Source organism: Dyadobacter diqingensis (assembly GCF_024220585.1).
Classification (GTDB): Bacteria; Bacteroidota; Bacteroidia; order Cytophagales; family Spirosomataceae; genus Dyadobacter; species Dyadobacter diqingensis.
This window is the reverse complement of the sequence record NZ_JAMXKF010000007.1, coordinates 360,257-374,878: the sequence shown is the minus strand read 5'-3', so window position 1 is coordinate 374,878 and position 14,622 is coordinate 360,257. Positions and strand designations below refer to the sequence as shown.

At 40.1% G+C, this 14,622-nt stretch carries 11 protein-coding genes; 6 read left to right on the top strand and 5 right to left on the bottom strand.

Features of this window, described 5'->3' with window-relative positions; translation table 11 throughout:
- Positions 1 to 81: 81 nt before the first annotated feature.
- Positions 82 to 258, bottom strand: a complete 177-nt coding sequence (locus M1L62_RS19965; protein WP_254561382.1) for an ORF6N domain-containing protein — start codon at positions 256 to 258, stop codon at positions 82 to 84.
- A gap of 170 nt (positions 259 to 428) precedes the next feature.
- Here M1L62_RS19965 and M1L62_RS19960 point away from each other — a divergent pair, with 170 nt between their 5' ends.
- The 4 genes from M1L62_RS19960 (at position 429) to M1L62_RS29620 (ending at position 5,732) form a co-directional block, all read left to right on the top strand.
- Positions 429 to 1,697 carry a nucleotide sugar dehydrogenase gene (locus tag M1L62_RS19960; RefSeq protein WP_254561381.1) on the top strand — a complete coding sequence of 423 codons (1,269 nt, stop codon included), beginning with the start codon at positions 429 to 431 and terminating at the stop codon, positions 1,695 to 1,697.
- A gap of 180 nt (positions 1,698 to 1,877) precedes the next feature.
- Positions 1,878 to 3,089, top strand: a complete 1,212-nt coding sequence (locus M1L62_RS19955; RefSeq protein WP_254561380.1) for a glycosyltransferase — start codon at positions 1,878 to 1,880, stop codon at positions 3,087 to 3,089.
- A 33-nt stretch (positions 3,090 to 3,122) separates the two neighbouring features.
- Positions 3,123 to 4,223 (top strand): non-hydrolyzing UDP-N-acetylglucosamine 2-epimerase, encoded by a 1,101-nt coding sequence (gene wecB, locus M1L62_RS19950; RefSeq protein WP_254561379.1) that lies wholly within the window; start codon positions 3,123 to 3,125, stop codon positions 4,221 to 4,223.
- Between the two features lie 9 nt (positions 4,224 to 4,232).
- The gene (locus M1L62_RS29620; RefSeq protein ID WP_254561378.1) at positions 4,233 to 5,732 is read left to right on the top strand and encodes an oligosaccharide flippase family protein; all 1,500 of its coding nucleotides are present in this window, start codon (positions 4,233 to 4,235) and stop codon (positions 5,730 to 5,732) included.
- Positions 5,733 to 5,760: 28 nt separating this feature from the next.
- On the opposite strand, the gene M1L62_RS19940 is transcribed toward M1L62_RS29620, so the two are convergent.
- The 3 genes from M1L62_RS19940 to M1L62_RS19930 all read right to left on the bottom strand — a co-directional run bounded on the left by M1L62_RS19940 (position 5,761) and on the right by M1L62_RS19930 (position 9,147).
- Entirely contained in the window at positions 5,761 to 6,642 is an 882-nt protein-coding gene (locus M1L62_RS19940) for an FkbM family methyltransferase (protein WP_254561377.1), read from the bottom strand.
- A 108-nt stretch (positions 6,643 to 6,750) separates the two neighbouring features.
- On the bottom strand, positions 6,751 to 7,809 hold the full coding sequence (locus M1L62_RS29615) for a LamG-like jellyroll fold domain-containing protein (RefSeq protein ID WP_310589992.1): 1,059 nt from the start codon (positions 7,807 to 7,809) through the stop codon (positions 6,751 to 6,753).
- A 360-nt stretch (positions 7,810 to 8,169) separates the two neighbouring features.
- Positions 8,170 to 9,147 (bottom strand): GNAT family N-acetyltransferase, encoded by a 978-nt coding sequence (locus M1L62_RS19930; RefSeq protein ID WP_254561376.1) that lies wholly within the window; start codon positions 9,145 to 9,147, stop codon positions 8,170 to 8,172.
- 651 nt (positions 9,148 to 9,798) lie between these two features.
- On the opposite strand from M1L62_RS19930, the gene M1L62_RS19925 reads away from it, so the two are divergent.
- Positions 9,799 to 10,431 (top strand): response regulator, encoded by a 633-nt coding sequence (locus M1L62_RS19925; RefSeq protein WP_254561375.1) that lies wholly within the window; start codon positions 9,799 to 9,801, stop codon positions 10,429 to 10,431.
- Between the two features lie 248 nt (positions 10,432 to 10,679).
- Positions 10,680 to 11,324: a response regulator gene (locus M1L62_RS19920; protein ID WP_254561374.1), complete on the top strand. Its 645-nt coding sequence runs from the start codon at positions 10,680 to 10,682 to the stop codon at positions 11,322 to 11,324.
- 6 nt (positions 11,325 to 11,330) lie between these two features.
- On the opposite strand, the gene M1L62_RS19915 is transcribed toward M1L62_RS19920, so the two are convergent.
- Positions 11,331 to 14,504, bottom strand: a complete 3,174-nt coding sequence (locus M1L62_RS19915) for a sensor histidine kinase (protein WP_254561373.1) — start codon at positions 14,502 to 14,504, stop codon at positions 11,331 to 11,333.
- Positions 14,505 to 14,622 lie beyond the last annotated feature (118 nt).

Sequence of the window (14,622 nt, the reverse complement as noted above, 5' to 3'; positions counted from 1 at the left end):
ACAGAGCTTTTTTCACGATTAATTCTCTGAGAAGTTTAGATAAATGAAAGAGGGTGCCTCAAGACTAATTTGAGACGCCCTCTATTCGTCTCTGGTGATTTCAAACATAAAATCAGCAGGAAAACGGTCGAGATTTCTTCTTACGGCTTGCTTTAAGGTCCTAGTCTCAATTTCGTACATCTTGGAAAGGTCAAAATCCAGCATTATTTTTTGCCCCCTCAGGGTGAAAACTTTGCTTTGAATAGATATTAGTTCCATAAAATGCGGTTTTAAGGTTGGATTTGATACTGTAAATTTTCTCGAAAGTCACAATTGCAAGTGTTATAAATCCTGAATTTTCGTATACGATTTGGGACGGGATTCAGTCAAAATTTTCTGATCAAGATTAATATGTATAGTTTTATGTCCTCGTAATAAAATTTACCAGAATGTCGTCAGAAATTGCTGCAAGTAAAATTGCAATTATTGGTCTTGGTTATGTCGGTCTGCCTTTGGCGGTGGAGTTCAGCCGGAAATATTCAGTGCTTGGTTTTGATATCAACAAAGAGCGGATCGCTGAACTGAAAAGAGGTTATGACCGAACGCAGGAAATTTCATCCGAAGACTTACAACGTGTGCAGGATTTGCAATTTTCCGATGAGTTATCGGCATTGGCAACCTGTAATATATTTATTGTAACGGTACCTACGCCGATTGATAACTATAAAAAGCCGGATCTTGTCCCACTTTTAAAAGCCAGTCAAACAGTAGGGAAGGTGCTGAAAAAGGGCGATATCGTGATTTATGAATCAACGGTTTATCCCGGTTGTACGGAGGAGGATTGTGTCCCCGTCCTGGAAAAGGAAAGCGGATTGAAATTTAATACAGATTTCTTCTGCGGATATTCGCCGGAACGGATCAATCCGGGTGATAAGGTCAATACGTTAACAAAAATAAAGAAAGTGACGTCCGGATCGACGCCGGAGATTGCTGAATTTGTCAATAATTTATACAGTTCGATCATTGAAGCCGGTACACATCTGGCGTCAAGCATCAAGGTGGCGGAAGCTTCGAAAGCTATTGAAAATGCACAGCGTGATGTTAACATTTCTTTTGTTAACGAACTGGCGCTGATTTTTGACCGGATGGGTATTGATACCACGGAAGTACTGGAAGCTGCCGGAACCAAATGGAATTTCCTTAAATACAAACCCGGACTGGTGGGAGGCCATTGCATTGGCGTGGATCCGTACTACCTGGCTTACAAGGCCGAATCTTTGGGTTATTATCCGCAGGTGATCCTTTCAGGGCGACGGGTCAATGATACCATGGGTGTTTTTGTCGCCAATAAACTGGTGAAATTACTGATCAAAAAAGGTCATAAAATTGAAGGCAGCCGTGTTTTGATATTGGGAATAACGTTCAAGGAAAATTGTCCTGATATCAGAAATACCAGGGTTGTGGACGTTTATAAGGAATTGAAAGATTTTGGCATGCAGGTTGACGTGTATGATTCATGGGCGTCGGCGGATGAGGTAAAACATGAGTATGACATTGCGTTATCCGACAAGCCATCCGGGAAATATGAAGCAGTCGTGCTGGCAGTAGCACATGATACTTTCAAAGCGATCAACTTGGCTGATTTTACCAACAGCAATTCGGTTCTTTTTGATTTGAAATCGACACTGCCAAAAGAATCGGTTGATTCAAGATTATAAAAATGTTCGTGAGCGGAATCGGTTTTGAGCTGATTTCGCTTACTTTTTCTACGATACTTCGGTAGATTTTTTCTGTTTTATATAAAAAAACAGAACCTGAATCAGGTAAAGATTTCTTCGCCTCTTAAAATTACCTGCGAATGTGTACTTTTGCAGGAATTATCACAATACTATTGACGCATGCGTGTTTGTTTTGTCATGGCGGGGTTGCCGCACTATTTTGCATTGATACTGAATAAAATGGTTTCTGACTATGGAATCGAAGTTATTCTGGTCAAACCTAGTCAGCAAAGCAAGGCAATTGGTGCCGGTGTGAAAGAAGACAAATCCGCCGCGCAGTTTCGTCTGGTAGAACTTCCCGAATACACGACGTGGTACGGCAAGTCTTTTTTTGAAAATCTGATTCCAACGCTTCACGAAATAAAACCGGACATTATTGTGATGTCGGCGTGGCCTTATTTCTTACAGTTTATATTAAATCCGTTTTTCTATTTTAAGTTAAAGGGAGTTAAAGCAAAATTGATCTGCCGGGACATTCCGTTCAATACCTCGTATTGGGGCAAAAGCCAGGAATATTACTACTCCGGACAAAATATTACGGAAGATCTGGACGCGGCGAAGAAAAACTGGAAAGGTGCGCTTTCGTTCAGGATTATCACCTGTCTGCGCCGGTTGTACCTTCCCCTGGCGGATGCACATATCAATTACTACAACGAAGGCGGAGCGATTATTGCGAGTTACGGCGTTCCCAAAGAGAAAATATTTATCGCTGCCAATTCTCCGGATACGGACGAACTGCTGGCGGCATATGATCAGGTTTTGAAACAGCCCGACATCCTGCCGGCCAATCCGCACCGCGTTATACACGTTGGACGCTTGGTGAAATGGAAACGAGTGGATATGCTGATTCAGTCGGTAAAGGATCTGAAAAGATTCTTTCCGGATATCGAATTGGTTGTTGTAGGTTTTGGTCCCGAAGAAGAAATACTGAAAAAACAAGCTGCTGATTTGGGCATCGCCGAGAATATTCGTTTTGTGGGTGGCGTTTATGACTCGCTGACATTAGGACGTTATCTGCATGTTTCGTCCATTTACCTGTTAGGCGGCATGGGCGGCTTGTCGATCAACGATGCAATGTGTTTTGCCAAACCTGTCATTTGCGCAGTAGCGGATGGAACGGAGCGTCGTCTGGTCCGGGAAGGATACAACGGAAGTTATTTTGAAAACGGTAATCAGGAAAGTCTTAACCTGAAAATCAAAAGCTTGCTTGAAGATCCGGAAAAAGTAAAGACCTTTGGTGCTAACTCGCTGAAAATTATCAAGGAAGAAATTAATATACATAGTGTGTTGAAGGAGTATATGGTTGCTTTTCAATATGTTCTTGCGCACTGATCGATAGCTGTTTAAAATTTTGGTTGATTAAAAATGAAAATCCTAAGTATTGTTGGTGCCCGTCCGAATTTCATGAAAGTGGCCCCGCTTCACCGCGCTTTTTTGAAACATGCACAAATAGATTCTAAAATTATTCACACCGGACAGCATTATGATGCCCGTATGTCGGATGTTTTTTTTAATCAGCTGGAATTGCCGAAACCGGATTATTTTTTAGGGATCGGAGGCGGATCGCACACGCAGCAAACTGCCAAAATCATGATTGAATTTGAGCAGGTCATGGCGGTCGAAAAACCGGATGTCGTGCTTGTTGTAGGGGACGTGAATTCGACGATCGCGTGTGCGATGGTTGCCGTAAAGGAACATATTCCGGTTGTCCACGTGGAAGCAGGTTTGAGAAGCGGTGATCGTGGAATGCCGGAAGAGATTAACCGGATTATGACCGATTGTATTGCGGATGATCTTTTTGTGACGGAGCAGGCAGGTATCGATAATCTTAAAAGAGAGAGTATTCCCGACGAAAAAGTACATTTTGTTGGCAATGTGATGATTGACTCGCTGGTTTATTATCGTAAAAAAGCTGCAACGCTGACTATTCTGAATGATCTGGGTCTGGCACCGAAGTCTTACGTTTTGATGACGATGCACCGGCCAAGTAATGTGGATTTTGAAGCAGGACTGACCAATATCCTTACGATTATCAAGGAAACTTCGAAAGATAAAACTGTATTATTCCCTGTTCATCCGAGAACATTGAAAAATATGGAAACCTGGGGTTTGCTCGATGAATTGAAGAGTCTTGAAAACGTCATTTTGATGGAGCCGCAAGGTTATCTGGAATTCCTGCATTTAATGGAAAATGCGGCTTTGATCATTACAGATTCGGGCGGAATACAGGAAGAAACGACGTATTTACAGGTACCTTGTCTGACTTTCCGTGCGAGCACTGAACGCCCGGTTACGGTTGAATTGGGAACAAATATTCTGTTAAGCGACCTCGATCCGGTTTCTGTGGCTGAAAAAGTACAGGATATTTTGGGTGGTCGGACCAAGGAAGGGGTTATACCGCCATTTTGGGACGGACGTGCCGCGGAACGTATCGCTGAGATATTGATACAAAAATATGCTAACTAGCCTTTTATAGTGGGAATTGTTGTTCGTCAGAGTCTTAAAGCAGGGTTAGGGTCTTATATCGGAGTCGGGATTGGTATTGTCAATCAGATGTATGTTTCTACAAAATTTCTATCGGTAGAACAATATGCACTTTCCCGGTTGCTCTTTGAAAATAGTTTGCTTTTTTCTGCTTTTGCCCATCTGGGGACGCCTTTCATAGCAGATAAATTTTTCAGTCTTTTTAGAGACGATGAAAATCAGCATCGCGGAATTCTGCCTTTTTTGCTATTTCTTCCGTTTATTGGCGGTCTGCTTTTCTCTATATTGTATCTGCTCTTTACACCGGCTATTCACGCGTATTACGCGAAGGAATCTCCGATGTTATTGAAATACCATTTCCTGGTTATTCCGCTAACCATTTTCTGGATTTACATTACCGTGCTGGAAGCATATTGCCGGAACAATGCACGAATTGCCGTTCCAAGTTTTATTCGTGAAGTATATCTGAAGCTGGCAAATGTTATTCTGATATTTACTTTTGGGATGGGTTGGCTAAGTTTTGATATGATGCTTTACCTCGTCATTGCTTCTTATGGTTTAGGGGTGCTTATCCTAATTAGCTATATCAAAACGCTTGGAAAGTGGTATTGGCGTTTCCCGGACCGTAACATTCTTACAGGCGTTACCATCCGCCAAATGCTTGCGTACGGAGGTTTTACATTGTTGGGCGGAATAGGTGTGAACCTGATGCTTTTTATTGATCGTACAATGCTGGCTGGTGAACGTGGATTGGTTAATGCAGGGATTTTTATTATCGCCTCCTACATTGCCGGAGTTATTGAAATACCACGCAAGGCGATCGGTCAGATATCAATACCGCTGCTCTCCACTTCGCTCACCAATGGAGACTACGATCATGTGAGAACCATGAATCAGAAATCTGCACTGAACCAGCTTATCGCTGGCGGGCTTTTTTTCTTACTGATCTGGGCAAGTATAGATGATATTTTTTATCTCATTCCCAAAGGAGATACATACGGTGAAGGAAAATACGTAGTGCTTTTCTTAGCGCTGGCGAAAGTGTTCGACATTGCAACGGGGCTTAATACAGAAATTATTTTGTACTCGAAATTTTTCAGGTTTGCCACGTTATTTATTGTAGCGTCCGCGATCTGTGGGTTTTTGTTAAACCTTTGGCTGATCCCGTTATACGGATTTCTGGGAGCAGCGATCGCCACCGCGCTCACAACATTCGGTTATTCAATGGCCAGGATGCTGTTTGTCGGGAGGAAATTTGGTGTGTTACCTTTTACAGGCAAAACCGTACAGGTGGCCATTGTACTCGCATTGTTATACGCACTGACATTTTTGGTGCCTGACTATACCCGCACTGTGTTTTCGGCCATGACCGTCCTGGTTTTACGCTCAGGTGTGCTCGTGATTTTGTTTGCGGTGTTTATTATCCGGATGCAGGTATCGGTTGAGATTAATGAGCTGGTGTTATCTTTTCAGCGAAAATGGCTGAAATAATTTCAGTAACCAGGTTACTGAAATTATCTTAAATCAACGAATCTCCAAGTCTGATTTTTCGGGATGTTTTGATCCGGTTCTCAACGAATGAAAGATCTCTGATATAAATCGTGTTTTCTGGATTTGTTGAGGTAATTTTAGTCAGTTTTCTTTCCGTAGGAAGATAGTTGTACGGAACGAACCCAAGAGCAAGAAGTTTATTATGAATGTAATTCTGCCCAAATTCATATTGGTCAGAAAGACCGTTGGTCTCCATAATAATTATTTTCAACTCAGGTCTTTCCAGGGTCGAAGTTGCACCATTGATGACATTCGCTTCAAATCCTTCCACATCAATTTTAAGAAGATTAATATTTTTTCCTCTTAATAAGTTGTCAAGGGAGTTCACAGGAACTTCTGTAACCGGGCCGCCGAATGTGCTGTCGTTGATAACATGGTTTATAGCATCCAGCGTGTTCGAAAATACCAATGTTTCCTCCTTGTCACCCACGCCAAGGTTATACAATTCTGTTTTATCCTGTAAATTGTTGTAGTTGATATTGCGTTTCAGATTCGCAAAAGTGGAAGGGATTGGCTCGAAAGATAAAGATTTTGCACCTGTTATTCCTGATGCCAAAACGGAATATACGCCAATATTAGCACCAACGTCTACAAAAGTATCTTCCGGTCTCAGATAATGCATCACGAACAACATTTCGTTGGTATCGTACAGGCCGGTATATATCTGAAGCTCTGCACTGGACATGCCTCTGTCAACAACCAATGAAACATTTTCAACAAAAGGATAGACCATCGGGTGTTTATGCAAACGAATTACAATTCCTCTTTTTAGAAACGTGAGAAGTGCTTTTACCTTTCTGTTTTTATTTAACGGGTGCCCCAGGACTGTCTTTATTGTCTTTAATTTCATTACAATGCTCAAATATTTTGTCGAAGATAAGAGGAAAAAGAGAGTTCATAAAGAAGATAATACTAAAAGCCTCTTTTAATCTTAATTGTATTAATAAACATGGCTGGTTTAGCGAAGAATGTTAATCGTGCCATTTGACAATAATTTCCCTTCTGAATATATCTTGTAGGGATACATGCCAGGCATTACTGTTTTTCCACGATATGTTCCGTCCCAGGCCGTAAGATATCCGGTTGACTGAAAAATAACCTCTCCCCAGCGGCTGTAAACAAATATTTTAGTATCCGGATAAGCATCCCAGTTCCGGATTTCCCACGTGTCATTCACACCATCATGATTTGGAGTGAAAACGTTGGGAACCAGTAATTGTTTATCGTTATGAGGCGTAACGCAATTTTTGACGGAAATAATTTTAGATGTATTAGCAGGATTTACCTTAAAACAAGAACCTACATAAGAGGCTTCAACGTCAATTGATAATTCATAATCGGCCGATCGTCTTGGCAATGTGTACAAGAATTCCTGGCCCGTTTCTGGTGAAACCAGAACCTTGTCAATCTTCCATTGAAATACTGCATCATTGGAGCTGCCTTCTGCAATTAAACGGATTTGCTCCCCGCCACATGCATTTTCGTTTTCGGCTTTTAGCGTAATCGAAGAGGGGATACTTGTGTCTCCCTTAAACAAAGCGTTGATCTCCTCTTGGTTTAAAGCTCTGTTGTACAGGTGAACATCGTCAATAAGTACATTGGAGGCTTGTCCGTAGTTATTTCTGGCACCTATCATAGCTCTCACGATCCCTGTTCCGTAAAATGCTTTTGCACCATTTAGTGGGTTTGCGCAGATCAATTGTCCGTCGATGTAAAAATAGTAATTATCAATATCCTTGCAGAGTACAAGATGGTACCATTTGTCAGTTTGAGGAAGCACGTCATCTGTACATCGCACGTTTTGAGCTACTCCCTGATAACTTCCATGAGCAAATGCATTGTGACGTGCTGTATAATCATTGCCAAGCAAAATGTGCTGATCACCGTAATCACTGCCAACGGAAAATAAGAAGAACGCTACAGAAGGTGAAGGCAGATTTTTGGGAGAGACCCAAATTGAATATGAAAAGGTATTTAGCTGTAAATTCTTCGGGCTTATTTCGATGTAATCATTGATACCGTCAAAATCATATGCGCTGTTGGATTTACCGAATCGGTCAGCCGTTAATTTGGCACCTGAGACCTTTCCATTGTTACTGCTGCTGCTTAAGTCACTTGCATTTCCGGAAAATGGATAACATCCGATTAGGCCTTAATTCAGGTTTACTTGAGAATATGAAAAATTTGAAATCAGTAAATATAAAAGTAAGCAGTAGAAAATTTTCATAAACGAGGTAGCTGGTAGGGTATAAGTAACTTAAAGGTAAATTTGGTAATTATCAGATTAAATATCATTAATAGAATGGGTGTTTTTTTAGCATGTTTTTATTGTATAGGTTACTTGTCCTCGTGAATTCGGTGTATGGCAGTTATCTTATTACATTATTGCTTTCTGATAACTAATTTTCAACGATTTTACCCCACCCATATTCTCTTTAAAACACATCAATCCAGGTTTTATTACGCCGTTATGATCTGTTGATGTTCCCAGGTCCATCGTTTTAATACCCTCTTTTTGACAGTAATTATAAATCTGTTCATACAGTAAAACCATCGGACTGAATTTTCTGTAACTAAGCAGGTCAGTCTGGATAAAAAGGTATAATATATTTTTGCTGACTCTCACGGTTACGCAAACCGCTATCAGCTGATGTTCGTCCTTTGCGGTAAAGACTAGAAACTCTTCGGGAAATGTTTTTGCCAGTACTTCAAATTTTTCTTCTGAAATCGATAATTTGTAGTTTTTACTAGAAAAGCTATCCGAAATAAATTTAAAAATTTCCCTGTCAGGTGACGTTTTATCAAGGTTAATCCTAAAACCGGCTTGTTTACATTTATTTAATCTTCTGGATTCAGATTTTTTTATTCTCACAGAAAAGTCAATGCTTGAAATTTCAATGTGGTGATTGATTCGCTCGATGGATTGATAAGCATTCATCAAATAAATTCTATGCAGGATCTGGTTTAATGTAGGGTTATAACACACGGGAGCCGTCTTAATCAAAAGATCTTTTGCGCTGTTTTGCTGCATCCATTTTTCCACGCAGGAAAGGAAAAATATGAGTTCCTGCATTTGACAGCCGGGATGGCATTGAATGCCGCCAAATGGAGCCTTAGCAGAAGATGCAAAATGTTTTTCAGATACTTCGGTTAAAGAAATGGAAGCGATTGCTTCGGGATATGGCAGCCTGATGAGATAAAAGGTGTGGTATCCCTGTAATGTTTGTGTGTTCTGATGTTTTGCAGTATTGAAAAGATAAACTTCAAAGCTGCATGGATATTCATTTGCAGGCTTTTGAATGTAGAGCCGTGTTTCCAGGGAATCGTAGTTCCAGGTATAATCAGGGGTATTCAATTTTGATTATGTTATGGTGTGTGTGGTCAATGAACGACATTGCGTGATTAAGTTAAACATTTCTACACGAAAAGAAAACCTTGCTGTCCGCTCAAATTATCAAAGCGATTTTTCAGGTACGAAATTTTAAATGTAGTTTTATGAAGTTTTGAATATACCCAAGAATTTCTTTTAATTTTGATATAATTGGTTGTGTAAGAATTAATTAAATTAATTCTATTGATATTGCACATAAATGCCCCATTTTTGTAGTTGTCAATCTTATTTTCGTTGGGTATAATTTCATTTTTTTTATCGAAATATCTTTGTACATTAATAGCAGAAAATAAAATTTTAAGCAAAAAATGAATATAGGGTAGGGGTTATTGACTTTATTTTAACTAAAATTTCTAACTTGTACCTCCAATGTGACTGTGGCTTGGATTCTACGTCTATATAGCAAGTAATTTTTCCGAACGGGAGATAATTTGTGTGTTGAATAACAGGTCATTTTGCATTAAATAAATTATTGTTTTTATTCATCAATTAGAGAGTTATTACATCTGGTACCAAGTATTTAGAATTGTGCTAATATTTTAGTGTTTTCATTCGCGATAAATTCTAACTTTGGGGTAATACTATTTCTACTGTCATTTAGTATATAAACTTTTCATGAAGCACATACTTATTGCCGAGGATCACGCAGTTGTACGAATCGGGACCAAGCACCTCCTAAAATCTCTGATTCCGGAATCACAAATTACCGGAGTGGATACGTTTCAGAAAGTACTTTTGGAACTAGGTAATCAGACTTTTGATCTGCTTATTTTAGATATCAATATCCCGGGCGGGAATAATACTAAAATGATTGAAACAATCAGGATAAAGCGCCCGGATATCCGTATACTTATGTTTTCCAGCTATGATGAGCAGTTATATGGCTTGCTTTATCTTCAGGCGGGAGCGGATGGGTATTTATCAAAAGATGCTGCGGAAGATGAGTTTAAGACTGCTGTGCTGAGCGTGCTCGATAACAAAAAATATATGAGCGCTGACATGCAGCAAATCAATATCAACAGGCTGATCAATCCTAAGGAATTCCTTCCGGACCCAATCGTGAGCTTGTCTCCGAGAGAAAAGGATGTGATGAACTTGCTTAAGGAAGGTTTTGGTACCGCCAAAATTGCTGAGAAGCTGAATCTTCAACTGTCTACCGTAAGTACCTACAAGGCGCGCATTTTTGAAAAAATGGGTGTTAAAAACATTGTAGAATTGATTACGAAAATCAAGCTGATTGATAATTAAGAGTCATACTGTTACAATTTTGTAAGCAGATATTGGGTAATTGTGCCTGATATCTGCTTTTTTTTACCCTTTTGATATGTTTAACCGGCCATAACGTCGTATGGGCAGTCTTTGAATAAGAACGAGGTGGAACAAAAGGAGATTTTGTAGCGATAGTTCGCTCTAAATATTGAATTTTGTCTACTTACGTATTATATTAATTACTGTAACTTTAAAGCTCTCAATCTGGATTGCGTCAACGAAAATAGATGAAAAGAATTTTAATTGTTGAGGATCATGCCATTGTACGAATGGGTATTGATTTTCTGATCACCGATATGTTTCAGCAAGTGGATGTTCAACAGGCGGCAAGCTTCACTCTGGCACTAACCCTTCTTCAAAAAAACAAATTTGACCTGATCATACTGGACATTAATATCCCCGGCGGTGAGCACAGCCGGATGATTAATAGCATTAGGGCAATTCAGGACAACGCAAGAATTCTTGTTTTTTCAGGCTCCGAAGAAGAAATTTACGCGCTTCATTACCTGCATGCGGGCGCTAATGGATTTTTGTCCAAAGGGTCTTCTGAGGATGAATACAAGGTTGCGATTAATGCCGTGATCAACGATGGGAAATATATTAGCAGCAAGGTTCAGCAATTGATGGTGCAGAATATTCTGGATAATAAATATGTAAGCTCCAATCCGCTGGAAGATCTCTCAAAGCGCGAATTGGAGGTAATGCATTTATTGGTTCAGGGAAAATGGACGAAAGAAATCGCGACAATCCTGGATTTAAAAGAAACGACAATCAGCACTTATAAATCCAGAATATTTGAAAAGCTGGACGTGACCAACGTGATTGAAATGTTCAAAAAGCTCGAACTTTATAAAGCTGAAGATATAAAGTAGACGACGTTAGATGTTATCAGGAAATATCAGATGAATGTTCGTTCCATTCCCGGTTTCTGCAAGGATCGTAATTCTGAGCATTGTTGAAATTTCTTTTACGATGGTTAAGCCAAGTCCGTTGTAGGTTGAGGATAGCTGTTTGGTATTGTCTGATTCAGGCTTCGCATTGTTGAGCCACAACATGATATCGGCCGGCATCCCGGGCCCTGAATCGGCAACGATCAGATGTTTGAAACCATTGCGTACTTCTGAATACAGCCGGATAGCGCCGTTTGCTGTGACCTTGTTGGCATTGTCGATCAGGTTGTGCACAATAATGCCGAGCAGCTGAGGGTTGGTATTAACTCTTATGCGTGTATCAATTTCGGTAACAAAATGATTTCCTTTCTCGGTAAGAATATCTTTAAAAATGTCAAATTTGCCGGAAAGCGACTGGGCTAAATTGATTTCCTCAGAAATGATATTGTTGCCATATACTTGCGTTTTTACATAAATGATCAGGTTTTCGAGCAGATGATGCATATGACTTGTCGTATATTCGATCGTTTTCCCAAGCTCCGACACGTTATCAAATTTTTCATTTTTCAGCATGGAATCAATCCGTCCGGCAGACTTGGAAACAAATTTCAAAGGCGTGTTGATATCATGTGACATCGATGCAATGAGCCTTGTCTGGATGTGCATCTGACGCTGGAGTTCCTTCTCTGATTTCTCAAGAGCCCCCAAAGTGCGTTGCAGTTTCTGCGTGCGTTTGGCAATTTTAATTTCAAGCGTCCGATTTTCCTTTTGAATAAGACGAAGCCTTAATTTTATAAAAAGATAAACGGCCAGCGCAAACAGAAAAACGGCTAAAACTCTGAACCAAAGCGTTTCATACCAGCTGGGTGGTACATGTAATGCTACTTTTTTAATAGTGTAATTTTCCTTGCCGAAACCGTTGGTTTTACGAATATACAACGTGTAATCTCCCGCAGTGAGGCTTCCTATTGAAATGGTGGTGTTGTTTACATCCAGTTCAATCCAGTCATTTTTTGCAGGCTTTTTGTGTGAATCTCTCAGGATAGCATACGAAATATTCAGATTGGACAGATTGCCAAAATAAGCAGTCGAAAAGTGAATTTTTATCTGCTGCGGATCGATTGGTAACTTAATGGTGTCCCGCAAAATACTGGAACTTATACCGCCCACATCGTAACGATCCAGCACAATTTCGTTATTGGGTAGTTCGGCATGCGTTTTTTCAGGGACGAACCAAACCAGTCCGTCAAGAGACGGGAGAGAGACATAACCATTAGGCAGTCGCACGGCGCACGGTTGGCATCCTCCGTTGAACTCGTTGGTGTAAAACCCGTGCTCTTTTGTGTAATGGTCATAGAAAATGTCCCAGTTTTCAGTTTTTGTCTTCCCGGCATATTCTAAGAGGTCCTCCCTTGAAACCTTAAATAAGCCTTTGTTCGTCGTGATCCAGAAAAAACCGTTGTTGTCAGGGAAAATGCAATGTGAGCCTTTTAAATATTTATTTTTATCGACCGGAAATTGCGTTAGTCTTTTGTTGGAAAACAAGAAAAAACCATCCTCATAAGTCGTTAGCCAGATATTTTTCGTGGCAGGCATTCCTGGTTTATTTACAGATTCGTCGACATAAAGACTTCTTATGTAAAGCTTCTCAGTACCTTTTATAAAGCTCAGTTTCTTCGTTTTCAATTCTAGCAGGAAAAGTCCATGGGCGGTTGCGATCACAAGTCTTTCCGGCGTTTCTTCCAAAATGAATGAAATCCGGCTCAACGGACCTTTCATGAATAATCTGACCTGTGGTTTAGCATCGGCAAGATTGATACAATAAAGTCCCTTTTCTCTTGTTCCCAGCCAAATTGTGCCGTCCTGTCCCTCATAAATGTGATTGATTTCTGCGCCGGTCACCCACTTTCCGACAATCCTGTTTTCTTTCAGGTTGAAGCAATAAAGTACCTCGCCCGACTTTCGCCAGATATTTCCATGCCTGTCGGAAATAATTCCATACCCATCAACAGTCTCACCCGAAGTACTTATGAGTGCAGATTTTTGTGAAAGGGTGGGGCTGCTGACCTTATTTTTCCGGAAAATAAAACCTCGACCGGTGATGATTGCGCTGGAATCAAAGGGAGTTTGTCCGTAAAAAACATTATCCAGATTACTTCCTTTGCTTCTTAAAGTCATAAAGTTTTTTTTCTTCAATAGAAAAAGGCCTTTTGTCACGCTTCCGAGGAAGAAGCGTTCGTTCGGTTTGTCATATAAAATCGACGAAATATTGTTTTCTGCAAAGTCATAGTTTTCCAGTAATAACCGCGTGCTTATTTCCCCTCCTGATGTCTCGGAAACTTCATAGAGTTTTTTATCAAGATAAAAGAAGACCTGGTTGGAGATATTATTCCAATAAATTTCAACAAGCTTGCTTTCGGAGTTGTATAACTTGTTTTTTAAAATATCACCCGTTACAGGACGAGAAGAAAGCCCTTTGGGCTGGATTGAAGTAATGTTTCCGTCGGTGTGGGCAAAATACAGATTTTTTCCGATCAGGAAGAAATTCCAGAATTTGGGCGTTTTGAACGACCAGGCTAATTGCTTTTTCCAGTTCGCATAATATTCGATTTTGTTTGCGTAACAGATGTAAAAATTTCCTTCGCCATAAGGAACCGGTACGATGAAATATTTGGGATTCGCCCAGTCTCTCAGGTAATTGGGAGATCCGTTCGACATCAGGGTTTCCCATCGCGCCGTTTTTACAAAAGGTATTTTTAAAATTTTATTCTGGAAATAAAGAGAATCCGAGTAAGCCTTACCACCTTCAACACGAATGTAGTGGTCATTTTCTGCGATCGCATAGAATTTTTTTGATCTTCCGTTTGGGGAAAGATCCGGTTGGAGCATTGAAAATCTGTTATTCGGAATCGGGAGGTCAGACTTATCAAACGTAACAAAATTCTTACCGTCAAACCGGACAAGTCCTGTTTCCGTTGTCAGCCAGATAAAGCCGTCAGAGTCAGGTGCAATGTTTTTTACACTATTTTGAGGTAGTCCGCTGTCTTCTGTGTAGTGCAACACGGCGTATTCTTCTTCATCGCCCGGTTGATACTGAGCAAAAATGGTGTTGCAGTATAAAGAGGTATACAGAAAGGTTAGTAATAATAGAAGATTTTTCACGGTGCAGGGTTAGGCAATTTCATAACTGTTAAGTGTCTTATACCAGACGTGATTTCTCTTAACAGGTAACGGATTGAATCAAAAAAATTTCTATTATTATGGAGTAAATTTTAATTTA

Bases quoted from the DNA above. Each gene is read 5' to 3' on its own strand.
- M1L62_RS19955 (WP_254561380.1), top strand. From the start codon at position 1,878: ATGCGTGTTTGTTTTGTCATGGCGGGGTTGCCGCACTATTTTGCATTG.
- M1L62_RS19965 (WP_254561382.1), bottom strand. From the start codon at position 258: ATGGAACTAATATCTATTCAAAGCAAAGTTTTCACCCTGAGGGGGCAA.
- M1L62_RS19940 (WP_254561377.1), bottom strand. From the start codon at position 6,642: ATGAAATTAAAGACAATAAAGACAGTCCTGGGGCACCCGTTAAATAAA.
- M1L62_RS19925 (WP_254561375.1), top strand. From the start codon at position 9,799: ATGAAGCACATACTTATTGCCGAGGATCACGCAGTTGTACGAATCGGG.
- M1L62_RS19960 (WP_254561381.1), top strand. From the start codon at position 429: ATGTCGTCAGAAATTGCTGCAAGTAAAATTGCAATTATTGGTCTTGGT.
- wecB (WP_254561379.1), top strand. From the start codon at position 3,123: ATGAAAATCCTAAGTATTGTTGGTGCCCGTCCGAATTTCATGAAAGTG.
- M1L62_RS19920 (WP_254561374.1), top strand. From the start codon at position 10,680: ATGAAAAGAATTTTAATTGTTGAGGATCATGCCATTGTACGAATGGGT.